The organism is Acinetobacter sp. V89_7, assembly GCF_029967895.1.
Taxonomy (GTDB): Bacteria; Pseudomonadota; Gammaproteobacteria; order Pseudomonadales; family Moraxellaceae; genus Acinetobacter; species Acinetobacter soli.
Genome location: NZ_JASCAJ010000017.1, coordinates 304,245 through 329,831, shown reverse-complemented (window position 1 = coordinate 329,831; position 25,587 = coordinate 304,245). Strand labels below are relative to the sequence as shown.

At 45.2% G+C, this 25,587-nt stretch carries 20 protein-coding genes; 11 read left to right on the top strand and 9 right to left on the bottom strand.

From position 1 onward, the window contains the following. Nucleotides 1-7 precede the first annotated feature (7 nt). Genes xdhC through xdhA form a run of 3 tightly spaced genes read right to left on the bottom strand, consistent with a single transcriptional unit; the run spans nt 8 to nt 4,885 of the window. On the bottom strand, nt 8-1,000 hold the full coding sequence (xdhC, locus tag QLG00_RS02770) for a xanthine dehydrogenase accessory protein XdhC (protein ID WP_282470466.1): 993 nt from the start codon (nt 998-1,000) through the stop codon (nt 8-10). A gap of 3 nt (nt 1,001-1,003) precedes the next feature. After that, on the bottom strand, nt 1,004-3,382 hold the full coding sequence (xdhB, locus tag QLG00_RS02765) for a xanthine dehydrogenase molybdopterin binding subunit (RefSeq protein WP_282470465.1): 2,379 nt from the start codon (nt 3,380-3,382) through the stop codon (nt 1,004-1,006). A 3-nt stretch (nt 3,383-3,385) separates the two neighbouring features. Further along, the gene (gene xdhA, locus QLG00_RS02760; protein WP_282470464.1) at nt 3,386-4,885 is read right to left on the bottom strand and encodes a xanthine dehydrogenase small subunit; all 1,500 of its coding nucleotides are present in this window, start codon (nt 4,883-4,885) and stop codon (nt 3,386-3,388) included. Between the two features lie 400 nt (nt 4,886-5,285). Between xdhA and folE the strand changes: the two genes are divergently transcribed. Both folE and QLG00_RS02750 read left to right on the top strand, forming a co-directional pair. Next, complete coding sequence (folE, locus tag QLG00_RS02755; protein ID WP_206541105.1) at nt 5,286-5,834, top strand: GTP cyclohydrolase I FolE; 549 nt, start codon at nt 5,286-5,288, stop codon at nt 5,832-5,834. Between the two features lie 101 nt (nt 5,835-5,935). Continuing rightward, entirely contained in the window at nt 5,936-6,487 is a 552-nt protein-coding gene (locus tag QLG00_RS02750) for a VTT domain-containing protein (protein WP_004939027.1), read from the top strand. A 42-nt stretch (nt 6,488-6,529) separates the two neighbouring features. Here QLG00_RS02750 and QLG00_RS02745 read toward each other — a convergent pair whose 3' ends face one another. After that, nucleotides 6,530-7,351: a DUF817 domain-containing protein gene (locus QLG00_RS02745; protein WP_151745964.1), complete on the bottom strand. Its 822-nt coding sequence runs from the start codon at nt 7,349-7,351 to the stop codon at nt 6,530-6,532. Nucleotides 7,352-7,358: 7 nt separating this feature from the next. Continuing rightward, the gene (gene hemE, locus QLG00_RS02740; RefSeq protein WP_151745965.1) at nt 7,359-8,432 is read right to left on the bottom strand and encodes a uroporphyrinogen decarboxylase; all 1,074 of its coding nucleotides are present in this window, start codon (nt 8,430-8,432) and stop codon (nt 7,359-7,361) included. Nucleotides 8,433-8,634: 202 nt separating this feature from the next. Here hemE and QLG00_RS02735 point away from each other — a divergent pair, with 202 nt between their 5' ends. Next, the gene (locus tag QLG00_RS02735) at nt 8,635-9,972 is read left to right on the top strand and encodes a L,D-transpeptidase (RefSeq protein ID WP_004939040.1); all 1,338 of its coding nucleotides are present in this window, start codon (nt 8,635-8,637) and stop codon (nt 9,970-9,972) included. A gap of 205 nt (nt 9,973-10,177) precedes the next feature. After that, the gene (locus tag QLG00_RS02730) at nt 10,178-10,867 is read left to right on the top strand and encodes a pirin-like bicupin family protein (protein ID WP_004939041.1); all 690 of its coding nucleotides are present in this window, start codon (nt 10,178-10,180) and stop codon (nt 10,865-10,867) included. 201 nt (nt 10,868-11,068) lie between these two features. Here QLG00_RS02730 and QLG00_RS02725 read toward each other — a convergent pair whose 3' ends face one another. Both QLG00_RS02725 and QLG00_RS02720 read right to left on the bottom strand, forming a co-directional pair. Beyond that, complete coding sequence (locus QLG00_RS02725; RefSeq protein WP_282470463.1) at nt 11,069-12,031, bottom strand: response regulator transcription factor; 963 nt, start codon at nt 12,029-12,031, stop codon at nt 11,069-11,071. Next, a complete protein-coding gene (locus tag QLG00_RS02720; RefSeq protein ID WP_282470462.1) occupies nt 12,028-15,486 on the bottom strand; it encodes an ATP-binding protein in 3,459 nt (1,152 codons plus the stop codon). The genes QLG00_RS02725 and QLG00_RS02720 overlap by 4 nt, the downstream gene beginning before the upstream one ends. Before the next feature lie 189 nt (nt 15,487-15,675). On the opposite strand from QLG00_RS02720, the gene QLG00_RS02715 reads away from it, so the two are divergent. The 6 genes from QLG00_RS02715 (at nt 15,676) to QLG00_RS02690 (ending at nt 21,838) form a co-directional block, all read left to right on the top strand. Further along, nucleotides 15,676-17,292, top strand: a complete 1,617-nt coding sequence (locus QLG00_RS02715) for an allantoin permease (protein ID WP_282470461.1) — start codon at nt 15,676-15,678, stop codon at nt 17,290-17,292. A gap of 381 nt (nt 17,293-17,673) precedes the next feature. After that, nucleotides 17,674-18,588, top strand: coding sequence for a pyrroloquinoline quinone biosynthesis protein PqqB (gene pqqB / locus QLG00_RS02710; RefSeq protein WP_282470460.1), 915 nt, complete (start codon nt 17,674-17,676; stop codon nt 18,586-18,588). Then, entirely contained in the window at nt 18,578-19,345 is a 768-nt protein-coding gene (gene pqqC, locus QLG00_RS02705; protein ID WP_282470459.1) for a pyrroloquinoline-quinone synthase PqqC, read from the top strand. Before pqqB ends, pqqC begins: the two co-directional genes overlap by 11 nt. Next, nucleotides 19,342-19,617, top strand: coding sequence for a pyrroloquinoline quinone biosynthesis peptide chaperone PqqD (pqqD, locus tag QLG00_RS02700; RefSeq protein ID WP_004948497.1), 276 nt, complete (start codon nt 19,342-19,344; stop codon nt 19,615-19,617). Before pqqC ends, pqqD begins: the two co-directional genes overlap by 4 nt. Next, the gene (pqqE, locus tag QLG00_RS02695; protein WP_282470458.1) at nt 19,614-20,771 is read left to right on the top strand and encodes a pyrroloquinoline quinone biosynthesis protein PqqE; all 1,158 of its coding nucleotides are present in this window, start codon (nt 19,614-19,616) and stop codon (nt 20,769-20,771) included. Before pqqD ends, pqqE begins: the two co-directional genes overlap by 4 nt. Further along, nucleotides 20,768-21,838 (top strand): dipeptidase, encoded by a 1,071-nt coding sequence (locus QLG00_RS02690; RefSeq protein ID WP_282470457.1) that lies wholly within the window; start codon nt 20,768-20,770, stop codon nt 21,836-21,838. Before pqqE ends, QLG00_RS02690 begins: the two co-directional genes overlap by 4 nt. 41 nt (nt 21,839-21,879) lie before the next feature. On the opposite strand, the gene QLG00_RS02685 is transcribed toward QLG00_RS02690, so the two are convergent. Next, on the bottom strand, nt 21,880-22,665 hold the full coding sequence (locus QLG00_RS02685) for a 3-hydroxybutyrate dehydrogenase (RefSeq protein ID WP_025094919.1): 786 nt from the start codon (nt 22,663-22,665) through the stop codon (nt 21,880-21,882). A gap of 75 nt (nt 22,666-22,740) precedes the next feature. Continuing rightward, nucleotides 22,741-24,156, bottom strand: coding sequence for a GntP family permease (locus QLG00_RS02680; RefSeq protein ID WP_004939072.1), 1,416 nt, complete (start codon nt 24,154-24,156; stop codon nt 22,741-22,743). 484 nt (nt 24,157-24,640) lie between these two features. Between QLG00_RS02680 and QLG00_RS02675 the strand changes: the two genes are divergently transcribed. Beyond that, complete coding sequence (locus QLG00_RS02675) at nt 24,641-25,543, top strand: LysR family transcriptional regulator (RefSeq protein ID WP_025094920.1); 903 nt, start codon at nt 24,641-24,643, stop codon at nt 25,541-25,543. The last annotated feature ends 44 nt before the right edge of the window (nt 25,544-25,587 follow it).

Genomic DNA, 25,587 nt, shown 5'->3' with positions numbered 1-25,587 from the left:
GACAGCATCATTTCTTTTGATCGAAGATTTGAAGTAGCTCTGCCACTACCGAAACGGCGATGATGGCAGGTTGCTTCGAACTAATGCCTGTAATACCAATTGGACAGACCAAACGCTGTAATTGGGTCTGCTCATAGCCCCTCGCCTGCATACGTTTTTCAAAAATGGCACGTTTACTTTTAGAGCCAATCATTCCGACATAAGCAAAGCGTGATTGTGAAGATTTAAGCGCTTCCATGCACAACTGCAAATCTTGCTGATGATCATGAGTCAAAATCAGGATTGCACCTTGCGGATCAAACCGCGCAATTTCCGCCTCTGGTACATCAGTACAAACACAATTGACCTGTTTGAGTAAATCTGGCGGAAAAATATTGTCACGGCTATCGACCCATGTCACTTGCACCCCGATTGGTTGTAAACACCGTACGATCGCCTCCCCGACATGTCCTGCACCAAATAATAAAACCTTCATGGCATAGGGTTGAACACACTGTTGCCAGCGCCAACCGGTTTCACCTGTTTCAAAAATAGCGGTAGATGACACCTGTGTTGGAGTCACTTGCCAGGTCGAATACCCATTTTCATGTATTTGCCGCTGGATAAAATGTCCTGATCGCCACGCAGCATAAGCAGATGCCAGCATTGAAGCATGCTCTCGTGGCTGGAATTTTTCAAACAGCAACCACATCACACCGCCACAACACTGCCCCAGCCGTGCACTTAAATTAAAACGTTCGACAAAAAGCGTTCGCTTATCGGTACCTTTCAGCATGGCCTGCGCAATATCGAAGGCCTGAAACTCAAGATGCCCACCACCGATGGTATCGGACTGATAAACCTGATCGTCGCGCAAGCCGAGCAGCATCGTTGCACCCACTTCACGCGGAGTGGATCCGTCAGCACGAACCACGGTCACCAAAACCACGGGCGATGATTCAGCACAACCATGTAGTGAAACGTGTGCCAAATCATGCCACCACTGTAAATGTTGTTGCATGGCTTATTTCAAACGCGGTTGAGGACGTTCTGCAAGCGCTTGACCGCGACCAATTGCAATTGCGCGTAAGATTTCTTCGGCTGTGGCCGGCGCATTAAGTACCAGTGGCGCATCCTTTGGAATGGCCGACTGCACAGCTTGCCGAATGGCACAAAACACTGAAAGCCCGAGCATAAACGGCGGCTCACCGACCGCTTTTGAACGGTAAATGGTATCGGCCTCGTTGCTGTTATCAAACAGTTTCACATGAAATACCGGCGGTATATCCAGACTGGTCGGGATTTTATAGGTTGACGGTGCATGCGTGAACAAACGGCCTGCATGCGGCCCTTGAGGTTGCCAGCACAGCTCTTCTGTGGTCAGCCAGCCCATACCTTGTATAAAGCCACCTTCAATTTGACCAATATCGATTGCAGGATTAATCGAACGACCGACATCATGCAAAATATCTGCACGAAGTACTTTCATTTCGCCAGTTAAAGTATCAATCGCAACTTCGCTCGCCGCTGCCCCGTAGGCATAATAAAAGAATGGCCGGCCTAAATGATTGACCTGATCATAGTGAATTTCAGGCGTTTTATAAAATCCACTGTCCCAGAGTTGTACGCGGGCCATATAAGCACGATGCACCAGTTCATCAAATGGCCAAGACAAACCGCTTTGCGTGCTCACGGTATTATTTTCAAAATGTACAGTCGATGCTTCTGTCTGGCTGATTTCGGCAGCTAACTGGCTTAAGCGCTCACGAATCTTGATACAGGCATTTTGCACAGCTTTACCGTTTAGGTCTGCACCACTCGATGCAGCAGTGGCTGAGGTATTTGGTACACGCGACGTATCGGTGGCAATTAAACGCACTTTTTCAATCGATAGTCCAAGCTCATGTGCAGCGACCTGACGTACTTTGGTATATAAGCCTTGCCCCATCTCAGTACCGCCATGGGTAATGGCCACTGTTCCATCCATGTACACATAAACCAAGGCACCCGCCTGATTGTAATGCACCGCATTGAATGAAATACCAAACATCAGCGGAGTCAATGCCAGACCGCGTTTGATGATGCTGTTGTCACGATTGAACTGCTCAATTTCGGCTTTTCGCTCGAAATAACGACTTGAAACCAGTAGCTCTTCGACAATTTTTGGTGCGACATTGTCTCGCACTTCGGCACCGTAATGCATACGGTCACGGCCTTGCCCCGGTTTTTCCGCAAAAAAATTCTTTTGCCGAATATGTACTGGATCGCAGTTTAAATAGCGGGCAATATCATCGAGGATATTTTCAATCACAAACATGCCCTGCGGGCCACCAAAGCCACGATACGCCGTATTTGAAACGGTATTGGTTTTGCAGCGTAGGTTACGAATTTGCACCGCATTTAAATAATAGGCATTTCCAAGATGACAAATGGCTCGCTCGTTGACTGGGCCAGATAAATCGGCAGAAAAGCCACAGTTGGATGCCAATTGAACTTTAAGACCATGCAACAAACCGTCCTGATCGAAGGCCACCGACCACTCATAGGCAAAACCATGACGTTTGCCGGTTGACGTCATGTCGTCGTCACGGTCTAAACGTAGCTTACACGGACGGCCCGAGTGCTGCGCTGCCAAGGAGGCAATGCAGGCCCACTGCGCCGACTGCGATTCTTTACCACCAAAACCACCACCCATACGGCGTGCTTCAACACTGACCTGATGCATATGTAGGCCCAGTGCATGGCAAATCAACAGTTGCATTTCGGTCGGATGCTGTGTGGAGCAATAAACTTTTAAGCTCTGATCTTCCAAAGGCACTGCATAAGAGATCTGCCCCTCAAGATAAAAATGCTCTTGCCCACCCAAATCGATTGAACCACTTAATTGATGAGGTGCATGCTCAAACGCGGCATCGACCTCACCATGCGAAAACTCGACGGGTGGCAACACCCAAGATTGCTGCTCGATTGCATCTTGAATACTTAAAATAGGGGTTTCTGCGGCGTACTCAATTTTGGCTAAACGTACTGCTTGGCGAGCATGCTGATAGGTATCGGCAGCCACTACAAACAAGGCTTGACCATAAAACTCCACTTCTCCATCGGCAAAAATAGGGTCATCTTTGACAATTGGCCCCCAGTTGTTTTCGATCTGGATGTCTGCTGCGGTATACACTGCGTATACGCCCTGTGCAGCGCGTACAGCCTCTAGGTCAAATGCTGTGATCTTGCCTTTGGCACATTTTGAAAAGCCGACGGCCAAGTGCAAGGTATTTGCAAGTTCGGGCATATCATCGATATACACCGCCTCACCCGTCACGTGCAAATGGGCACTTTCATGCGCAATAGACTGTCCTGCTTTGGCAGAACGCTGACGAGGATTCAGGTCAATTGAATGATTCATCTTTTATGCCTCCACCATCGTAATCAGATTATCGATACGCGTGATCGATTGTGGATGAATATGTTCAACAAAAAAACGTTCTAAACAGTTCTTTGCCACTTGCAAACGATACGCAGCGCTGGCACGCCCGTCATTCAGTGGCTGGTAGTCTTGCTCCATGGCTACTTGTGCCTCACGCAGTAAAGCCATATCAAAAGGCTGACCAAGTAAAACCGCTTCGGTATGAACAGCACGTTTTGGAATCGCCGCCATTCCACCAAAAGCGATTTTGATGGATTGCACCACATGATACTCATCGAGCTCGCAACTGAGTGCAGCACATACAGCAGAAATATCCTGCTCAAAACGCTTGGAAATTTTATATGTGGCCACTTTAAGCGCTGAGTCTTTAGCACGTACAGGCACTAAGATGGCTTCTAAAAATTCGCCTTGTTGAAGGTCAGTTTTTTGATAATCCAGATAAAAGTCTTCTAATGCAATTTCACGTGTTTGCTGGCCACAGCGTAAGCGCAGACGCGTATTTAAAGTCATTAGCACAGGCATGGAATCGCCAATTGGTGAGCCATTGGCAATATTTCCACCCAGCGTACCTGCATTTTTAATGGGCATCGAAGCAAAGCGGCGCTGTAATTCGGCCAGTTCTGGATAAATAGTAGAAATATGAGTTAGGGCATCGGTTAAGGTGACATTTGCACCAATACAGAGCTGACCCTCTTGAAGATTGACATGTTTTAGTGCTTCAACCTGCCCAATATAGAGCATATCGCCCAATTGACGACCTTGTTTGGTCACCCATAGCCCCACATCGGTACTGCCTGCCACTAAACGAGCCTGCGGATATTGCACGCGCAGATCTGCAAATGCATCTAAGCTTTTCGGTGCAAAAAACTGCGCGGACGCATGACGAAACTCAAGTGCCGGTAACTGCTGTAGCTGTTTAAGCACCTCGATAATGTTTTGGCGTGCTAAACGGATGGTTGGGTAATCATAGGCTTTTTGTGCAGCATCCAAAATTGGGCGATAGCCTGTGCAACGGCACAAATTGCCAGATAAATAGTCATGAACAGTCTCTTTAGATGGCGCATTCGGCTCATTTTCATACATGGCCCAAAGCGACATAATAAAGCCCGGCGTACAAAAGCCACACTGTGAGCCATGTAATTCGACCATGGCCTGCTGAACCGGATGTAAGGACTGATCTTCAGACATCGACAACTGTTTTAAATCTTCTACGGTAAATAACGCTTTGCCGTCTAGTGTAGGTAAAAACTGAATACAGGCATTGACGCTACGTAACTGCAACTGCTGATTGACCAACTCACCAATGACCACCGTACATGCACCACAATCGCCCTCGGCACAGCCTTCTTTGGTGCCGGTTTGACGACCCTGTTGAGCCAATCCATGTTCACGTAAAAACTGCAAAACCGTCATGACAGGTGAAACACCTTGGACCTGCTGCGTTTGTCCGCGAAAAAAGAAAGTAATTGGACGTTCCGACATGTTTTATCCTTGAATTTTACATCATGACCTTAAGCATGCTGATAAACAGCAAGTTAAGTGCCATTAAAACGCTATCTTGTTGATCTGAATGGCTTTGAATAATCATTATTTGATTTAGAATATAAACTGAATATCCAAATAAATGACGCCTCAAAACGGCCCGATCTCGATAGAAAAAAAGAAACTGTTATGATCAGGTGTATCACAAAGCGGCCGATAAAACGAGTCGAAAGCGAGGCAAAGCGCTCTGAATTGCACATTTTTTCATGAAAACGCAGCATCTTTTATGCATCGGCACCAGAAGCGTATAAATATAGCGCGACAAGATATGAACATCTGAGCATGTTCTGATACAATGCCGAGCTTGTTTAGTAAAGTTAAGTCAAAACGTCTTATGTCAATGCAGCAATCCTATGCCAATATCCTGACCGCAGTGGGCGAAGACTTAAATCGTCCTGGGCTTAAAGATACGCCAATCCGCGCTGCCAAGGCATTTTCGTTTTTAACCTCGGGCTATGGCAAAAGTTTGGAAGAAGTGACCAACAACGCCGTATTTCCTTCAGATAACCATGAAATGGTTTTGGTTAAAAATATTGAATTCTATTCTTTATGTGAACACCATTTACTGCCATTCTATGGACGTGTGCACATTGCATATCTTCCTGAAGGCCAAGTGCTCGGACTTTCTAAATTTGCGCGCATTACAGAAATGTTTGCTCGACGTCTACAAATTCAGGAGAATTTAACCCAGCAAATCGCACAGGCTGTTGAAGAAGTGACCAAAGCACGTGGTGTGGCGGTGATGATTGATTCAGCGCATATGTGCATGATGATGCGAGGTGTAGGCAAGCAAGAATCGACAACACGGACCGTTTCTTTTATTGGCGATTTTAAAACTGACAAGGAAGCAAGACGCGAATTTTTAAGCGCAGTACCTGAAAGCTATTAATGAGCTGACGTTTGATGTGCGTTGAGTGTCTATCTGAGTCAGTGGTATCTTGGGTTAATACATTAACGAAGAGGTAAAAACGTAGTGAAGGTAGATAATTAATGGAATTTTTTGATTTCTTGATTGGATTTGAAAATTATTTACCTATCCTGATCCAAGAATATGGATTGTGGATTTATGCCATCTTATTTTTGATTATTTTTGCAGAAACTGCTTTTATTTTTATGTTCTTTTTGCCCGGTGACAGTCTGTTGCTGGCGGTGGGTGCCTTGTGTGCCACCACAGCGATTATGAATCTGGGCTTTATTATTTTCTTGTTATTTCTTGCGGCAACCTTGGGCTATATCGTCAATTATCATATTGGACGCCGAATGGGCGTACGTGTTTTTGAAGTCAAATCCCGCTTTATCAAACATGAATATCTGTTAAAAACGCACGATTACTTTCGTCGTCATGGCGCCATCACCATTTTGATCGCGCGCTTTATTCCATTTGCACGTTCATTTGCACCCTTTGCGGCGGGTTCTAGCGGTATGAACTATACCGTGTTTTCAATTTATAACGTGATTGGTGCATTTATCTGGATTGCGATTTTGGTGACGGCAGGTTATTTGCTGGGCCATACCGTGATGATGATTGGTGATATTGACTAATCAATAGTTGCTGCACTTGTACTTTATAGTGCAGCAACATGCTTAACGATTTGCGTTTGCTTGATGCTGAGCATGCAACTGCCACGAACCGTTGGCACTGCGCTGACCCAGTATCTTGAGTACAAGCACCAGACTTAATAAGAGTAATAAGTACCACGATCCGAGCTTGCCCCAGCCCACCATATGCCACGCATCGACCTGACTGGGGTAAAGCCAGATCTTATAAAATGTACTGATGTTCTCTGCTATCCAAATGAGAAAGGCCAGCAAAATCAAGACAGGCAACATCGGCAAATTAAACCGTTTTTGATCGAGCTGAAAGCTTAAACGCGTTTTCCAAAACATGACCACACTGACCGCAAAAAGAACGTAGCGGATATCGGGCACAAAAAATTTGGTCATGAAATTCAAATAAGACAACACCGCTAAACCGATCATCAGGCCAAATGTAGGCAACCTTGTGAAAGATACCGAGTACAAGCGTAGCGAACGTGCAAAAAAACTCCCTACCGCAGAGTACATAAAGCCCGCAAACAGCGGAACCGTCCAGAGCCGGAATACTGCGGGCTGTGGATACTGCCATGAAGCAATTGCAGGATGCGTCAGAAATATCTCCATGACCATCGCCATGAGATGAAATAACGCAATCACACGTACTTCTGCCCACGATTCTAACTTGAGGTAAATCAGGCAGATCTGAATAATAACCGCATAAAACAGCAAATAATCATAACGAAAAAAACCGTAGTACTCCCGACTGCCCATGGGCGCAGTGAGCGCAAATGCAATCAAGAGCAATAAACCAAACAAGGCAGCCGAAGCTGCCTTAAATCCAAATAAACACGTGAGTTTGAGTGGGTACACGAGTGGCTTATCCTAAATATTTCGCGCTATACTCATGTACGGTATCGACAAAAATTTTGGGTTGATCTGGATTGACCCATTGCGTAATACCATGACCAAGATTGGCCACATAGCCAGTTTTTTCACCATTGGCATAGGCATCATCGAGCATGGCTTTCACCGATTTTTGAATACTCTCGGCGTCACCATAAAGTACAGCCGGATCGAGATTACCTTGTAAAGCCACCCGCCCTGCCACGGTTTGACGCGCCACATTTAATGGCGTGGTCCAGTCGAGACCTAAAGCATCTGCGTCAGATGCCACCATTGGCTCAAGCCATTGACCGCCGCCTTTAGTGAATATAATTACCGGAACACGACGACCATCATTTTCACGCTTTAGACCAGCCACGATTTTACGCATGTAATTGAGCGAAAACTCATGGTATTCACGATGTGCCAGAGCGCCGCCCCAACTGTCAAAAATCTGAACTGCCTGTGCACCTGCATCGATTTGAGCATTTAAGTAATCAATTACTGCCACGGCTAGTCGGTCGAGTAAGGCATGCAACACTTCTGGCTGCGCATACATCATGTGTTTGGTGTAACGAAAATCCTTACTTGATCCGCCTTCGACCATATAAGTGGCCAATGTCCAAGGGCTACCAGAAAAACCAATCAAAGGCACTTGCCCGCCCAGTGCCGAACGGATGGTTGATACCGCATTCATGACATAGTCTAAATCGGATGCAGCATTGAAATTTGGCAGTGCCAGCACATCTTGCTCACTACGGATGGTTTTTTTAAATTTTGGCCCCTCACCCGCTTCGAAATAAAGCCCAAGCCCCAACGCATCGGGAATGGTAAGAATATCGGAGAATAAAATTGCGGCATCGAGATCGTAGCGACGCAAAGGTTGTAAAGTCACTTCACAAGCAAATTCGGTATTTTTGCAAAGCGATAAAAAGTCACCCGCCTGAGCGCGTGTTTGACGATATTCTGGTAAATAACGACCTGCCTGACGCATCATCCAGACTGGCGTGGTATCGACGGGCTCCTGCAATAAAGCACGTAGAAAACGATCATTTTTTAAAGCCGTCATTTACTTTCTCAATCTAAATACTTATCTTGATCGCATAATAACAAAAAGAATTGGCCATGAATAAGGGCAAAATCCGAGAAATTATACAAACACTCGGGAAAGCAGGATTTACACAAAACAAATACTGCATCGCCAATTAATTTCTGTAATACTTGCAATGTTTTATACCCTGAAATATGAATAATTCTTAAGGTTGAAGTGCATGTTTGTTCGCTCTTTACTCGCATTGAGTCTAAGCTGCATCATTAGCGGTACAGTTTTCGCGGCTTCAACGGTTGAGCAACCGTTGCATCCTAAAGTCGTTCGTAGTACAGATTTAGTTCAAGATCCGATTGATCCACTTGCTGTAGATGCATCGACCAAATCTAGCAACACAGTCAATTATAAGCCTGTGACTGCTGCGCGTAATGCATCTGCGGCATCGAGCCCGGCTGCTGCTTCGGCACCAGTTGCGGCATCTGCTCCAGATAGCGCATCCATTACAGCGCAAGAAGAAAAAGATCTGAATCAAGCGTCGGCAACGTTACAACGTCTTGAAAGCACAGAAGATAAGCAAGCCGACACAGGTGCAGCTCCTTCAAGCGCACCAGCGGCAAAAACAGCAGCAAGCAGCAAGACTGCTCAGGCACCCGCAAAAGTGACCTGGACGCTAGACAGCCTCAATAATGCCGACTGGTATGAAAATATTGGCCGTGGTCAGTTCCCAGTCTATGCACGCGCGCAAGTCATGCTAAACAATACTCATGCTTCTCCAGGTGCTATTGATGGTACCAGCGGCATGAATACATTAAAGGCATTGTCTTCATTTCAACAAATGAACGGTTTAAAAGCCACAGGCGAACTCACCAAAGAAACGTGGGATGCATTACTGGCCAAACAAAACAAACCGGCTTATGTTGAATACACCCTGACGGAAGATGACTTGAAAGGTCCGTATGCGGCGTCTATTCCGCACGATTACGCACAACAAGCCAAAATGAAAGGTTTGTACTATGTACGTGTGACCGAAATGCTGGGTGAAAAATTCCATATGGATGAAGACTTTTTGAAAAAGTTAAATCCAAAGGCAACCTTTAAAAAGGCCGGCGAAAAAATCATTGTGGCGAATGTGCGCAACGATTTACCAGAAGACATTCACTTGATTATTGCGCACAAAGGCGCACGTCAGTTGTATCTTTTTAATAGCCGCAACCAGATGATTGCCTCTTTCCCTGCAACGATTGGTAGTAGCGATACACCGTCACCAGCAGGTACTTACAAAGTGGTGGGTGTGGCACGCAATCCGTGGTATAGCTACTCGCCAAGTAACTTTGTTCAGGGCAATAACTTAAAGCCACTTTCTTTACCACCAGGCCCGAATGGTCCTGTAGGCAACATCTGGATTGGCTTAAGCAAGAAATCCTTTGGTATTCATGGTACACCTAATCCATCTGCTATTTCTAAAACTGCATCTCACGGATGTATCCGTTTAACCAACTGGGATGCCAACGACTTGGGTAACAAGGTGCGTAGTGGTGTAACTGTTCGTTTCTTAGAATAATTTTGCTTCTTAAAAAAGCCTGCACGTGCAGGCTTTTTTTATTTTCAAGATAAAAACAAATTGTCCTATAATTAATGTATGTTTATACGTTGGCATAATACCGTACTAAATTTAGGACAATTTGTTCTGATTCTATGGTTTTTGGCGATATTCAATCTTGTTAATCTACTCACATGAAAGAACGACAATATTTGGGAGATACCGCATGAATGCTTATCTACATCGCAGTGAAAACCGTGGTCATGTCCAAGCTGGTTGGCTAAATACCTATCACAGCTTTTCATTTGGTAGCTGGTACAACCCGAAATATATGGGAGTTGGGCCACTTCGAGTGATTAATGACGATACCATTGCCGCAAATAACGGATTTGGTACTCATCCACATGACAATATGGAAATTCTGACTTATGTCACGCATGGCCGTTTAACGCATCGCGACAGTATGGGCAACGAAGAGTACATCCATGCGGGTGAATGGCAATTGATGAGTGCAGGTACGGGTGTTCAGCACAGTGAAATCAATAACACGGATGAACCGGTACATTTGTTTCAAATCTGGATTCAACCAAATGTCCGCAATGCCGAGCCGAGTTATCAGCAAATCAAGCTCGACCCGCATGCTGCACCGAATCAGTGGCATTTGATTGTAGGCCCAGATGATACTGCACCGATGTTTATTCGTCAGAATGCTGAGGTTAAAGCTGCGGTACTTGAAGCTGGACAATCACTTGAAATTGCGACCACTAAAAAACATAACTTTGTGCATGTGGTATCGGGTCAAATTATGATTGAAGACCAAATTGTAAAAGCGGGTGATGCGCTGCTGTTTAATGAAAAAACAGCGATTAACGCGCTTGAAGACAGTGAAATGATTTGGTTTGATTTACCCGCTTGATTGAAGTTGGATCTAAAAAACGCTGTTTCGTAAGAAGCAGCGTTTTTTTATAATTAGATTTATTTCTAAGTGGCGTATGTCGCTATGAATTCAAACTTAAGCGACATATTTTGTCGTCTAAGTTTAATTTTAAAGGTGAACTTTGGATTTAAAATATCTCAAAAAATGAATATAAAATCCAATGTGATGATTATTCCCTCCTCACATGGTATTTTCCTGCACCAAACTATTCATATAAGCCACGGCCGCTGTACGGTTTTCCACACAGAGTTTTTCAAAAATATGCTCAAGATGCTTATTTACGGTTCTTGGGCTGAGCTCTAATATCTCGGCAATATCTTTATTGGTTTTACCCAGTGCCAGCCAATGCGAAACTTCCGCTTCACGCTGGGTCAGTTGCGGGCAATATTTTAAAATCTCCTCAACGCCCAAAGCCGGAGCAGACATTTTAATTTGCACCAGATAAGTGGCGTGCCCCACGGGTTGATCATGCCATGGTGTAAGTAAAATAAGTTGCAGTTGATGTGATGCACTAGAATAGGTGCAACTCATTTTCTTTTTATTGTCTTTATCGCGTTTAATTTCGGCAAACCACTGTGTTAAACCAGTTTCAAAGCGTTCACGATCTTGCAAATACTGGTTCAGCAAAATATTGGCTTTTTCAGTGGTCCATGCAATTTTCCCAAGCTGATCGAGTGCCAAAATCGCGACTTCAGTGGCATCAATTACCTGCTTTTGCTGGCGTAAAAGCTGCGCATGCGCCAGATGTGTTTTTACCCGCGCCAGAACTTCTTCAATATTGAGTGGTTTAGTGACATAGTCGACGCCACCCACTTGAAAACCACGGACAATATGTTCAGTTTCAGACAATCCGGTCATAAAAATGACGGGAATAAACTGCGTAATTGGGCTGGCTTTGAGCTGTAAGCAACTTTCAAAACCATCCATATGTGGCATATTGCCATCGAGCAAAATCATATCTGGCTGACAGCGGTGCGCTATTTCAATGGCACTTAAACCATCTGTGGTGACCAATACCTGATAACCCGTCTGATCTAAACTTTCGTGCAATAATCCCAGATTTTCAGGCACATCATCCACAATTAAAATCACCGCCTGATCGTGCGGGCGAAATGGAGAAATCGAAGCAATGTCCTGACTCATCGTGCGTCCTGAAGTAATTGGCGTGCGTGTTTTAAGTCAAATTTTTGCACAGATTGATTCAGTTGTCCCCATAGTTCGTTATATTCTGGAAAATCATGTTGATACTGTTGAACGGCGCGCTGAATACCGCGTATATAGCCCTGCCCAATCAGTTGCTCTAGATGATTCAAAGCCTGATCAAACGTCATCGACTGTGTATGGGTAGGTTGAGGCTCATTTACGACCGCTGTGGTCGTAAATGGCTGAGCAGAAATCGGTTCTGATCTTTGCGCTGCTAGGGAAGCTTGTGTGGTTGAAGCTGTAGACTGATCAATCCATGTAAGCCCCAATTTATCGCCAATTTTATTTAAAAGTAAATTCAGATCGATCGGTTTTAGCATAAAGTCTTCACTTAATACGGCATCTTGCGGATTACCCTCACGCTCATTCACATTCGCCGATATAATCAAGATCGGGACGTTGGTAATATTATTTTGACGTAGTAAATGTGCCGTTTCCCAACCGCCCATCATGGGCATATTTAAATCCATTAAAATAAGATCGGGCTGAAATACTGGCACCTGTCTTAAACAATCGATACCAGATTCTGCCTCCTGAATAATAAAACCAAGTGGGCGTAAAAAATTCGCCACCAAACCTCGATCGACGGCTTCATTATCGACCACTAAAATCCGTTTTTGTTCACCGGTATAGCCCGTGATCTGATTCGATTGTACATTTGAAATAGGATGTACCAGCGCCTTAGAAGGCAAGTACAATTTAACCTTGAAACATGAGCCCTGATTCAGCTCACTTGTTACCGAGAGCTGGCCACCAAGCAAATCGACCAGTAGTTTCACAATCGGCAGCCCAAGCCCGGTTCCGGTAAACCCGCCCTGTACCACATTACTGCCACGCTCGAATGGGTTAAAAATCCGCTCAAGATCTTGTGCTGCAATACCGCATCCGGTGTCTCGAATTTCAAAATAGGCCGTTTGAAAACGATATTCCAGTTTCAAATGGATTTCGCCTTTGGTGGTAAATTTAAGCGCATTCCCCAGCAAATTGATTAAAATTTGTTCCAGTCGTTTTTTATCAGTTCGGACATATTCCGGTAAATGCTCACTCACCTCACAAATAAAATGTAGCCGTTTCTGCTCGATTTGCGGCTGAAACATCTGAATCATTTGTTCGATAAAATGAGGAAAATGTACATCGACCATATTCAGGCTGATCTTACCGGTTTCGATGCGCGATAAATCCAGTAAACCATCGATGAGCGAGGTCAGATGCTGGCCACTTCGACTAATCACACCCAGTGCCGTCTGGCCTTGTGGCGAAAGCTGTTCCTGTTTTTGTAATAACTGGCTGTAACCTAAAATACTGTTGAGTGGTGTTCTGAGTTCATGGCTAATACCCACCACATAACGGCTTTTGGCTTCATTGGCACGCTCGGCCTGAATACGGGCATCGTAAAGATGCTGTGAGGTTTGCTCATGCGCTGCGATTTCTTCTATGAGCAAGCGGGTTTGCTGATGCGTCTCCTGCTCAGCTTTACGGCGGCTTTGATCATTAAGCACCAACCACCATGCCGCAACACTGATCAGTAGAAATAAAATGGTGTAGATTTTTAAAAATAAAGTAAATAACTGCTGGATGGCTTGTTCATTGACTGCTTCCAAATAGGTTTTTTCTTGTAAATACACCAAGCTTAAACACACCGCTAAAATAAGCCCGAGCGAGAGCATTAACAGTAAATATTGGCTCAGGCGAGTATTTAACCGCTGTGACCATGCTTTGGGTAAATAGCGCTCGATCCATGTTTTAAGCTGTACTGTCCAGCGGGCATGCGGCTTACATAAATCATGACAGCGTGCTTCGAGTGAGCAACAGAGTGAGCAAATTGAGTGCTGATAGGCTGGACATACTGCCATATCGGCTACTTCATAATCACGCTCACACACCACGCAAGTGGCCACAGGGGTTGAGGCAATCTGTTCAGGTGGGCGAGCAAGGTAGTATTTGCCACCGGTAAGTAATGCAATGAGCGGCACACAGAGCATAGACGTACCGAGTGCAATAAAACTGGCCAAGCCTTTTGCCGTAAGGCCAAACACTCCCAAATAGCATAGCATTGAGACACATGATGCAATCACCAGCGCACCTACGCCTACCGGGTTGATGTCGTACAAGTAAGCACGTCGAAACTCAATCCCTTTGGGACTTAGTCCAAGCGGTTTGCAAATCATTAGATCTGCCACTACGGCGCCAATCCATGCCAGCGCCAGATTGCTATATAGCCCCAAAATTCGCTCGACCGCATGGATAATTCCCATCTCCATGAGTACCACTGCAATCAGCACATTAAAAATTAGCCACACAATTCGGCCGGGATGGCTGTGTGTTAAACGCGCAAAAAAGTTTGACCACGCCAGCGAGCCCGCATAGGCATTGGTGACATTAATCTTGATTTGCGCCAGACAAACCAGTAACAGCGTGAGTAACAAGGCGATTTGCGGCGATGGAATAAACTGCTGATAAGCCATCCAGTAGAGGTAGGTCGGGTTATCTAATTCAGCAATCGGAACCAGTAATTGATAAGCCAACAGCATGAGCAACATCCCCATGCAAACTTTAAGAAAACCCGCCAAAATCCATGATGGGCCACCCAAAAATACTGCAAGGTGCCACGAACGCTTTGCTTGTTGCTGTTGTGGCAAGAAGCGCAAGTAGTCGGCTTGTTCGCCAATCTGAATCACAAATACGAAAATCAGCGTGCAGGCAGCGCCAAAATAATACAGGTTAAAATCGCTTGAGGCCGATACTGCACCGGTAAAATGAATGCTGTCACTGAGCAAATGTGGCTGTTTCCAAAGCACCACGATCCACGGTAGCACCAACAAGATCAGCCATAACGGCTGAGTATAGGCTTGTACTTTATTGATAAACCCTATGCCTTTCACCACCAAAGGTAAAATGACCAGTGCAGAAATTAAGTAGCCAATACTCAGCGGAATATTCAGTGCCAGTTCCAGCGCCATCGCCATAATGGCTGCTTCAAATGCCAGCAAAATAAAGGTAAAGCTGGCGTAAATCAGTGAAGTGATGGTCGAGCCGATATAACCAAAGCCTGCGCCTCGCGTGAGTAAATCGACATCGACATTATATTTCGCTGCATAGTAACTGATCGGCCAACTGGTCAGAAAAATGATCAGACACACCACAATCGCCGCCCAAATGGCATTGCTAAAACCGTATTGCCACAGCATGGTGGCACCAATGGCTTCCATGGCCAGAAAACTGACCGTCGAGATGGCAGTATTGGTCACTGTCCACGGCGACCATTTGCGTACCGACGCTGGTGCATAGCGCAGCGCAAAATCTTCGATACTCTGGTCGGCCACCCAAAGATTATAGTCACGACGTGTTTTAATCACACGTTGTGGTGCGTGCGGAGTTTTTGAAGAATTTGACATGGCGAGCAATGGCTGGACAGACTTAGGCTATATGGTCACTTTGCCAAATCTTGACGCAGATTGCTATGCTTATTGCATGCGCACGTATACGCAAAATAACGTATTTCCAATTTTGCCCTAACCCGACAGACTCCTCTACATCAAGCAATCCAATATTGCCGTTATTCGTTCTGTGGGGAGATCCAGCTTATGCGCGCATCCGAGCATTCAACTATTGGTACCGTCGACGACGCCGATTCACGTAAAGCCGTGAATGAAACCCTCGAAGATTACACACTGCGCTATGCACCGCATAGTTTTCGCCGCTGGAGCCCTAAGGTGGTGGCCATTACAGCATTGGGCGGCATTGCCTATCTGGCCGACTTTTCAATTGGTGCCAGTATTGGTATGGCCTATGGCACCACCAACGCCGTTTTTTCAATTTTATTTGCAGCACTGATTATCTTTTTAACCGGTATTCCACTGGCCTATTATGCTGCACGTTATAACATTGATCTGGATCTGATCACCCGCGGTGCCGGTTTTGGCTATATTGGTTCAGTGCTGACCAGTATCATTTTTGCCAGCTTTACCTTTATTTTCTTTGCCCTTGAAGGCTCGATCATGGCACAAGGGCTGTTGCTTGGCTTAGGTATTCCGTTATGGCTGGGTTATCTCATCTCTACGGTGATGGTGATTCCACTGGTGATTTATGGCATGAAAGCCCTAAGTACCTTACAGGTCTGGACGACACCGATCTGGCTGATTCTGATGATTGGCCCTGTGGCATATCTGATTCATAAAGAGCCTAATCTAGTGGGTCAATTTGCCAATTACACCGGTGCAGAAGGCTTCGCACCGATGGACATGGCCGCGATCATGCTGGGTGCCGGTGTATGTTTGTCGTTGATTATGCAAATCGGTGAGCAGATTGATTACTTACGCTTTATGCCTGCCAAAACCAAACAAAACAGCAAACAATGGTGGGCAGCCGTGATTTCGGCGGGTCCGGGCTGGGTGATCTTGGGTGCGATTAAACAAATTATCGGGGCATTTTTGGGTTTTTACTTACTGACCAAAGTACCCGGCATTAACTCGACAGAACCTGTACAACAGTTTAATGCCGCATTTCATGACATGCTGCCGGGCTGGTTGGCACTCTCTCTGGCCGTGATTTTAGTGGTGATCTCACAAATCAAGATTAATGTGACCAATGCTTACTCAGGCTCATTGGCATGGACCAGTGCCTATACGCGCGTGACCAAACATTATCCGGGTCGTATCGTGTTTGTGATGGTTAATCTGGTCATTGCTCTGGCACTAATGGAAGGCAACATGTTTGCAGTGCTGGGCAAAATTCTGGGCTTTTATTCTAACTTTGCCATCGCTTGGGTGGTGGTGGTTGCAACCGATATTTCTATCAATAAATATCTCTTAAAGCTTTCTCCAAAAGAGCCAGAATATCGCCGCGATATGCTGCACAATATTAATCCTGTGGGTTTGGTGGCATTTTTGGCCGCAGCAGGACTATCAATTGCTGCATTCTTTGGATTATTTGGCAGCTTTTTGGCTGCTTACTCACCGATCATCGCGCTGGTGGTTGCGTTTGTAATGACGCCATTGATGGGCATTTTGACCAAAGGCAAATACTACATCAAGCAAGCACACGACGGCATTCAAGAGCCTCGTTTCGATGCCGAAGGTACGCCTGTGGCAACCATTTATGAGTGCGTCGTGTGTGATCAGCCATATGAACGTCCAGATGTACTGTTCTCTCGCAAGCATCACGGCACCATTTGTTCACTGTGTAAAACGCTAGATAAATAAATCTCGTGGTGCAAAAAAGTTTCGGGCGGTTAAAAAATTAAACCGCCCGTTTGCTATTTCAATTACTTTAAATAAGATTTGGTTTGTATGGCGAATGTAAGTTATTAAGTAAAACTGCAGCAGTTGATACGATGAGCGCACAAAATTTATGTGTTTTATGTCAAAAAATAGCTTTTGTTAAATAAAAATAATATATGCTTCTGCGTTCAAGATGATTTCTAAAATGGAGATTTTGCTATGTGGACCAAACCAGCTTTTGAAGACATTCGTCTAGGTTTTGAAATCACAATGTATGCTGCTGTCGAGTAATTTGATTGCGCGTCGAAACATCCACAACCTTGTGGATGTTTTTCATTTTAACTTATCAATTTTTAAACATTCATGCTGATAAAAATCTTAGGTTCTGCCGCGGGTGGCGGTTTTCCACAATGGAACTGTAACTGTGAAAACTGTCTTGGTCTTAAACAGGGAACGCTTCAGGCACGTGCGCGTACCCAGTCTTCTATTGCGATTAGCGATAACGGTACAGACTGGATCTTGTGCAATGCATCACCCGATATTGCACAGCAAATTGCCCACAATCCCGAATTGCAGGCGCCAGCATCGGTTCGCCGCGGTACCTCGATCGGTTCGATTATTTTGACCGACAGCCAAATTGATCACACCACCGGTTTGCTCAATCTAAGAGAGGGTTGTCCGCATCAGGTCTGGGCCACGCCTGAAGTACACGAAGATCTCAGCACCGGATTTCCAATTTTTAATATGCTCAAGCATTGGAATGGTGGATTGGTACATCATCCAATTGATATCCAGACTCCGTTTCAGGTGGCTGTATGTCCGTCTATTCGCTTTACGCCAGTGCCTATTTTAAGCAATGCGCCGCCCTACTCGCCATATCGTCACCGACCGCTGCCAGGTCATAATATTGCGCTTTGGATCGAAGATACCCGCACTGGACATTCGCTGTTTTATGCGCCCGGTCTTGGACAAATGGATGAGCAGATTTTAAGCTACATGCAGTGCTCAAACTGTTTGCTGGTTGATGGTACGCTATGGAAAGATCAAGAGCTGGCCTTACTCGGTGTTGGTCACAACACTGGTCAGGATATGGGCCATCTGGCCTTGCAAGAAGAGCGCGGCTTGATTCATTTGCTGGCGCAATTTCCGCAACAGCGCAAAGTGCTGATCCACATCAACAACACCAATCCAATTTTAAATGAACAGTCTGTCGAACACGCAACACTCAAACAGCTTGAGATCGAAGTGAGTTATGACGGCATGCTGATTGAGGTTTAATATGGTTGCATCACTTTTAAGCCCAACCGAGTTTGAGCAAGCACTGCGTGATAAGGGCTGCTACTATCATATTCATCATCCGTATCACATCATGATGAATCAAGGTGAAGCCACCAAAGAACAGATTCAGGGCTGGGTGGCCAACCGGTTTTATTATCAGGTTAATATCCCACTTAAAGATGCCGCCATTATGGCCAACTGCCCCGACCCTGCAACGCGTCGAAAGTGGGTGCAGCGCATTTTGGATCATGATGGACAGCACGATGATCATGGCGGTATTGAAGCATGGTTAAGGTTAGGTGAAGCAGTCGGGCTTAACCGCGACACGATTTTGTCTGAAAAAATGGTGTTGCCAAGTGTACGCTTTGCAGTGGATGCCTATGTCAATTTTGCCCGCCGTGCGTGCTGGCAAGAAGCGGCCTGTAGCTCGCTCACCGAGATGTTTGCACCGGCGATTCACCAGTCACGGCTAGATACATGGCCAAATCATTATCCTTGGATTGATGCTGAAGGCTATGCTTATTTCAAAAGCCGTTTGGGTCAGGCCAATCGTGATGTTGAACATGGTCTGGCACTGGCACTTGAGTATTGCACGACGATTGAGCGTCAGCAGCGTATGCTCAATATTTTACAGTTTAAGCTCGATATCTTATGGACACTGCTCGATGGCATGACCATGGCCTATGTGCTGCATCGTGCGCCGTATCATACGGTCACTCAGGATATCGCATGGCACCAAAAAGGATTATTAACATGAAGGATATCAGCAACCATACCCCTGTGTTTAATCGAGGCTATCGTTTTCAGTGGGAAGAAGCACAGCAAAGTTATGTGATCTTGTATCCCGAAGGTCTGGTGCGTTTAAATGATACAGCCACCCTGATTTTAAAGCAGATTGATGGTTCACGTCGCGTTACGGAGATTATTCAGCTTTTGCAGGCACAGTTTCCAGATGCCGATGGTCTCGATCAGGATGTGATCGACTTTTTACAGCAGGCTGAATCGCGGCAGTGGATTGATCTGTCATGAATATTCCGGTAGTGCCGCAGATCAAGCCGCCATTGTGGTTGCTGGCCGAGCTGACGTATCGTTGTCCATTACAATGTGCCTATTGTTCTAATCCATTGGACTACGCCGCAGTAAAAAATGAACTGAGCACAGCACAATGGAAACAGGTTTTTGATCAGGCACGCGCCTTGGGCAGTGTACAACTTGGATTTTCTGGTGGAGAGCCTTTACTGCGGCCAGATTTACCCGAGCTGATTCAGCATGCCCATCGGTTGGGCTTTTATACCAACCTGATTACGTCAGGAATCGGGTTGACTGAAGACAAAATTGCAGCATTTAGCGAGGCAGGTCTGGATCATATCCAGATCAGTTTTCAGGCCAGTGATCCAGTGCTGAGTGAACTGCTGTCTGGGTCACGTAAAGCCTTCGAACAAAAGCAGCAAATCGCACGTGCGGTGAAAAAGCACCGCTATCCGATGGTGCTCAACTTTGTGATTCATCGCTTTAATATCGAGCAGATCGATCAGATGATTGAATTGAGCCTTGAACTGGGTGCCGATTATGTTGAACTGGCCACTTGCCAGTTTTATGGTTGGGCCAAACTGAATCAGGCCGCTCTTTTGCCGACTTCCACACAGATTGCTTATGTACAATCCAGAGTAAAGGCCTACCGAGCGCAGATCGATCAACAGGGCTTAAAAACCAAGTTGATGCTGGTTGCTCCCGACTTTCATCAAACGCGTCCTAAAAAGTGTATTGGCGGCTGGGGACAAATTTTTATTACCGTCAGCCCTGATGGAACGGTACTGCCCTGTCAGAGCGCCAAAGATCTGCCTTTAGACTTTCCCAATGTTGCCGATCAGTCCCTCAAAACGATTTGGAACGAAGCCTTCGCCTTTAATGCCTTTCGGGGCACTGACTGGATGCAAGAACCATGTCGTTCATGCCCAGACAAAGAAAAGGATTTGGGTGGATGCCGCTGTCAGGCCTACATGATGACACAAAACATGTATGCCACCGATCCCGTATGTAGTAAATCACCTGAGCATTATCAGATCGAGGCCGCTCGTGCAGATGCCGATGAGCAGCAACCAACCACCCAAGATTTGGTATTACGCAACAGTAGAAACTCTAAACTGTTTTTTAAAACAGTTAATCTATCGGATACACCATGATGAAGGTATTTGATGGGCATAACGATGTACTGGCCCGTATGTGGCTCAGTAATGCGCCAGATCCTGTTGCTGCATTTTTAGAGACTGGATTACCCGGACATCTCGATCTTAAACGCTGTCAGGCTAGCCCTTTTGCAGGTGGGCTTTTTGCACTGTTTGTACCACCTTTCGATTACGTACAAAAGCATCATCCTGATAAGCTCAAACATACGCAGCAAACGGCTTTTGATGCAACAGAGATCAGTGACATTATAGAGACTCAGCTCAGTTACATTGAACAGCTTGCCTCGCGCTCTTCAGGGCAAATTCAGATTTGTGGTGATGTGCCTGCTATTCGTAATGCCTTAGAGCAGAATCAATTGGCAGTCGTGATTCATATGGAAGGCGCTGATGTTTTAGATGCCAACTTTGAACGGCTGAATTACTTCTATGCGCGTGGCTTAAGAAGCATTGGGCCACTCTGGAACACGCCCAATCAGTTTGGGCATGGTTTGCAGGCCAACTTTCCACACTCGCCCGATACAGGCGCAGGCTTGACCGAACTCGGCCAAGCACTGATTCAGTACTGCTCAGAACGCCGAATCCTGATTGACGTATCGCACATGAACGAACAGGCCTTTTGGGATACCGCCAAACTGAGTCAGTTACCCCTGATTGCCACGCATTCCAATGCACATCAGCTCTGTCCGCAAGCACGTAATCTGACCGACCATCAGCTTAATGCAATCAAAAAAAGCCGCGGCTGTGTGGGTGTAAATTTTGATACGGCTTTTTTACGATCTGACGGACAGCGTAACAAGGCAACACCGTTAGATATCATTCTGGATCATATCGAGTATTTGATGCAGCATCTGGGCGAAGACCATGTGGCTTTAGGTTCAGATTTCGATGGTGGATTTATTTCGGATCAGCTTCAAGATGTTAGGGGCTTGACTGCCTTACAACAAGCCTTCGAGACGCGTGGTTACTCAAAGGAACTGCAACATAAATTATGTTTAGATAACTGGCTTAATGCTCTCGATCGCGTCTGGCATGATGGCAATTCACAATTAAAATCAACGCAATAAAAAAAGACGGTATAAGTACCGTCTTTTTTTATTGCAAGTGATTATTGTGCAGTGTAACCACCATCAATGAGCACCGCCTGACCCGTCACGCCTGCGGCTTTATCACTACACAGGAAAATCGCGTAATTGGCAATTTCTTCAACAGACAGTAAGCGCTTTTGCGGCACCATTGCCAAAATCACATCTTCAAGTGCAGTTGATTCACTTACATTTCGGTTTTTGGCCAGATCGGCAATTTGCCCTCGTACCAGTGGCGTGTCGACATAGCCTGGGCACAAAGCATTTACCGTAATACCCTCTTTGGCAGCTTCCAGCGCAGCGACTTTCGTCAGCCCAATCACGCCATGTTTGGCACTGTTATAGCCCGCTTTACCTGCAAAACCAATCACACCGTTAATAGACGCCATATTGATAATGCGCCCCGATTGCTGCGCTTTCATGATCGGGAAAACATGCTTGATTCCGATAAAAGCACCCGTCAGCATTACCCCAACCAGCTTTTGAAACACATCGGTTGGGAAGTCTTCAATGGCTGCAACATGCTGAAAGCCAGCATTGTTAATTAAGATATCAATGGTTCCAAACTCGCTTTTGGTCTGTTGCAGCGCAGCTTGGAATGCGGCTTCGTCGGTAACGTCACAAGGTGCAGCCAGTGCTTCAAATCCTTCATTTTTAAGCTGTTGCACAGCCTCATCACACTTTTGTACATTGACATCTGATATAACGACTTTTGCACCTTCTTGGGCAAATTTTTTGGCAATTTCCAGCCCTATACCACTGGCAGAACCTGTAATAAACGCAACTTTTGCTTCGAGTTGTTGAGTCACTTGCGCTCTCCTATTTTTCATGCGGTAAGTGGTGTACAACGCATAACGATTGCGCGTGTACACCTTTAATATGAGTTAGACAATACCGAACCATGTGAATGCGGCAATCACCACAAATACGGCCATGGTTTTGATTATCGTGACTGCAAAAATATCTTTATACGATTGCTTATGTGTTAATCCCGTCACGGCCAACAAGGTAATGACAGCGCCATTATGCGGTAACGTATCCATACCACCCGATGCCATGGCTACCACGCGGTGCATCACTTCAGGCGGTATGCCCGCAGCCAAGATCGCAGCGTTGTATTGTTCGGCCATTGCACTGAGCGCAATACTCATACCACCCGATGCTGATCCGGTAATCCCGGCCAGCGTGGTGGTGGTAATCGCGCCATTGACCAATGGATTGGTAAAGGTGTTACTCAAGGCATGGCTAATTAATGCAAAACCCGGCAAGGCTGCAATAATGGCACCGAATCCGTACTCCGATGCGGTATTCATGACCGCAAGTAAAGACCCGCCGATACTGGCATTGACGCCCTCTTTAAACTGACTCACTACGCGTTGATAATCAAACAGAACGGCCGCGATAATCCCGACGATGAGTGCCAGACCAACAGCCCAGATGGCACCAGTTTTTGCAACATCGACCGTGTAATTTGCAAGGCCAATCGCATTGAAATCGAATCCGTTGGGATACCATGTTTTGATGGCACCCGACAAATACTTGTTCATAACTGCAACCAAAATCAGGGGGACAAATGCCAATAATTGACGCCCAGCCGAGCCATTATTTTTAGCATCGACCACGGTGCTCGCCGCCACTAGATCTGCTTGATCAAAACCGGCATAGCCTTCACCTGCTTTTGCAGCCACACGGCGACGCCACTCCAGATAAGCCAAGCCCATGCACAATACAAAAATTGCCCCGATAATGCCCAAGAATGGCGCGGCATAAATATTGGTTCCAAAAAATGTGGTTGGAATTACGTTTTGAATTTGGGGCGTTCCAGGCAATGCATCCATGGTAAACGTAAATGCACCGAGTGCAATGGTCCCCGGAATCAGACGCTTTGGAATATTGGCCTGCTGAAATAACTGATTGGCAAACGGATAAATCGCAAATACTGCCACAAACAAGCTCACACCGCTGTAGGTCAGAATTGCACCGAGTAATACCACCGTCAAAATGGCTTTTTTAGCCCCAATCAAGTTCACAATGGTTTTGGCAATCGACTCTGCAATACCAGACATTTCGACCACTTTTCCGAAAATTGCACCAAGCAAAAATACTAAAAAGTAATCTTTAATAAAATTAACCATTTTGGGCATAAATACGCCCGAATAAAATGGTAAAACATTGGCTGGATTGATCAGCATCACCGCTAATAAGGCACATAGCGGTGCCATTAAAATGACTGAGAAGCCGCGATAGGCTGTATACATCAACAGTCCTAACGATAGCAAAATGACAAATAATTCCCACATATTCTTTTACTCCATTACCAAGAATACATCTCAGGTACAGCCCCCATATCTTGCCTAAACGTGGGTTTTGGCCGACCTCATCCTTGTCTCGACACAATTGCTTAAAATAAAAAAGCAATCATTAAAATATAAAACCGCTTTAATTTTTTAAAATATCAACAAAAAGAAAAAATACAAGAAGATTAATTTTAATTTATTAATGAATAAATTTATATCATTAAAAATCATAGTTTTAATATTATAAAAAACAATATTCCCATTTATTTATAAAACAAATTGTTTATTTTAAAAAACTCATTAATCATTTTAATAAATAAATGTCGCATTATTTTAATATAAATCTATTTCAAAAAATCTTAACGTTTTAGATCCCTTAAAACGGATCAGCACGACACGCTGGTTTTACAAAAATAACCGCATAAAACTTGATAAATTCCATATAATTACATAACAAAAATCAAAAAATCGATCAGGATGACCTCGCATGACCCTCAAGCAACTGAAAGCATTTTTGGTACTCGCAAGAACGTTGAATTACGCCAGTGCCTCAACTGAGCTACATTTGAGTCAGTCTGCATTGAGCTTAAGCATTAAATCTCTCGAAGAAGAACTGGGCGGAAAGCTGTTTAAGCGCAATACCCGACGTGTCGAGCTGACCCAAGAAGGCCTCTCCTTGATTCCATTTGCACGTAAATTGCTGGCCAACTGGGAAGACATGGAAAAAGACGTGAAACAGCGTTTTAAATTACACCGTGGCACACTCAGCATCGCCTCTATGCCCTTTGTGACCCATGCTATTTTGCCTGAGGTGATCAAGATTTTTTCCAGTGAACATCCGAATCTCAGTTTTTCCATTCACGATATTCCCAACGAACGAATTATTGAAAATGTTCTGGATGGTATATTCGAACTGGGTATTTGTTTTGAGCCTGTGATGAACGAACAGCTTGAATTTAAACCACTCTTCGATGAAGACTTTTTGGCACTTGTGCCTAAGCATCATCCGTTGGCTCAGCAAAATAGCGTGCAGTGGCCTGAATTATATGCCTGCCCGTTTGTGACGCTACAACATCCATCGATTGTGCGGCATCTGCTCGAACAAAATGCACAACAACACGGCTTAATTTTAGATTTGAAAGTTGAGTGCCATCAAATCAGTACCCTCTCAAGTTTGGTCGCACTCGATATAGGAGTCAGTGCCATTCCGCGTCATTTTCAAAATTTTATCGATAAAGAACACAATGTCTTGCTTGAAATCGAAAACAGCGATGTGCATCAGGCGGTCGGGATTGTCTATAAAAAAGATGGTGAACTCTCCAATGTCTCGTTACAGTTTATTGAAGCGCTCACACGTTTTTCTTATGCCTCGATTTTAAAAAGCGCCTGATGATGGGCTTTTCATGATGTATCCAGCTTTGTCCTTTGATTTGC

Coding starts and splice junctions, on each gene's coding strand:
- xdhC (WP_282470466.1), bottom strand. CDS start 1,000: ATGCAACAACATTTACAGTGGTGGCATGATTTGGCACACGTTTCACTA.
- xdhB (WP_282470465.1), bottom strand. CDS start 3,382: ATGAATCATTCAATTGACCTGAATCCTCGTCAGCGTTCTGCCAAAGCA.
- xdhA (WP_282470464.1), bottom strand. CDS start 4,885: ATGTCGGAACGTCCAATTACTTTCTTTTTTCGCGGACAAACGCAGCAG.
- folE (WP_206541105.1), top strand. CDS start 5,286: ATGCAGCAATCCTATGCCAATATCCTGACCGCAGTGGGCGAAGACTTA.
- QLG00_RS02750 (WP_004939027.1), top strand. CDS start 5,936: ATGGAATTTTTTGATTTCTTGATTGGATTTGAAAATTATTTACCTATC.
- hemE (WP_151745965.1), bottom strand. CDS start 8,432: ATGACGGCTTTAAAAAATGATCGTTTTCTACGTGCTTTATTGCAGGAG.
- QLG00_RS02735 (WP_004939040.1), top strand. CDS start 8,635: ATGTTTGTTCGCTCTTTACTCGCATTGAGTCTAAGCTGCATCATTAGC.
- QLG00_RS02730 (WP_004939041.1), top strand. CDS start 10,178: ATGAATGCTTATCTACATCGCAGTGAAAACCGTGGTCATGTCCAAGCT.
- QLG00_RS02725 (WP_282470463.1), bottom strand. CDS start 12,031: ATGAGTCAGGACATTGCTTCGATTTCTCCATTTCGCCCGCACGATCAG.
- QLG00_RS02720 (WP_282470462.1), bottom strand. CDS start 15,486: ATGTCAAATTCTTCAAAAACTCCGCACGCACCACAACGTGTGATTAAA.
- QLG00_RS02715 (WP_282470461.1), top strand. CDS start 15,676: ATGCGCGCATCCGAGCATTCAACTATTGGTACCGTCGACGACGCCGAT.
- pqqB (WP_282470460.1), top strand. CDS start 17,674: ATGCTGATAAAAATCTTAGGTTCTGCCGCGGGTGGCGGTTTTCCACAA.
- pqqD (WP_004948497.1), top strand. CDS start 19,342: ATGAAGGATATCAGCAACCATACCCCTGTGTTTAATCGAGGCTATCGT.
- pqqE (WP_282470458.1), top strand. CDS start 19,614: ATGAATATTCCGGTAGTGCCGCAGATCAAGCCGCCATTGTGGTTGCTG.
- QLG00_RS02690 (WP_282470457.1), top strand. CDS start 20,768: ATGATGAAGGTATTTGATGGGCATAACGATGTACTGGCCCGTATGTGG.
- QLG00_RS02680 (WP_004939072.1), bottom strand. CDS start 24,156: ATGTGGGAATTATTTGTCATTTTGCTATCGTTAGGACTGTTGATGTAT.
- QLG00_RS02675 (WP_025094920.1), top strand. CDS start 24,641: ATGACCCTCAAGCAACTGAAAGCATTTTTGGTACTCGCAAGAACGTTG.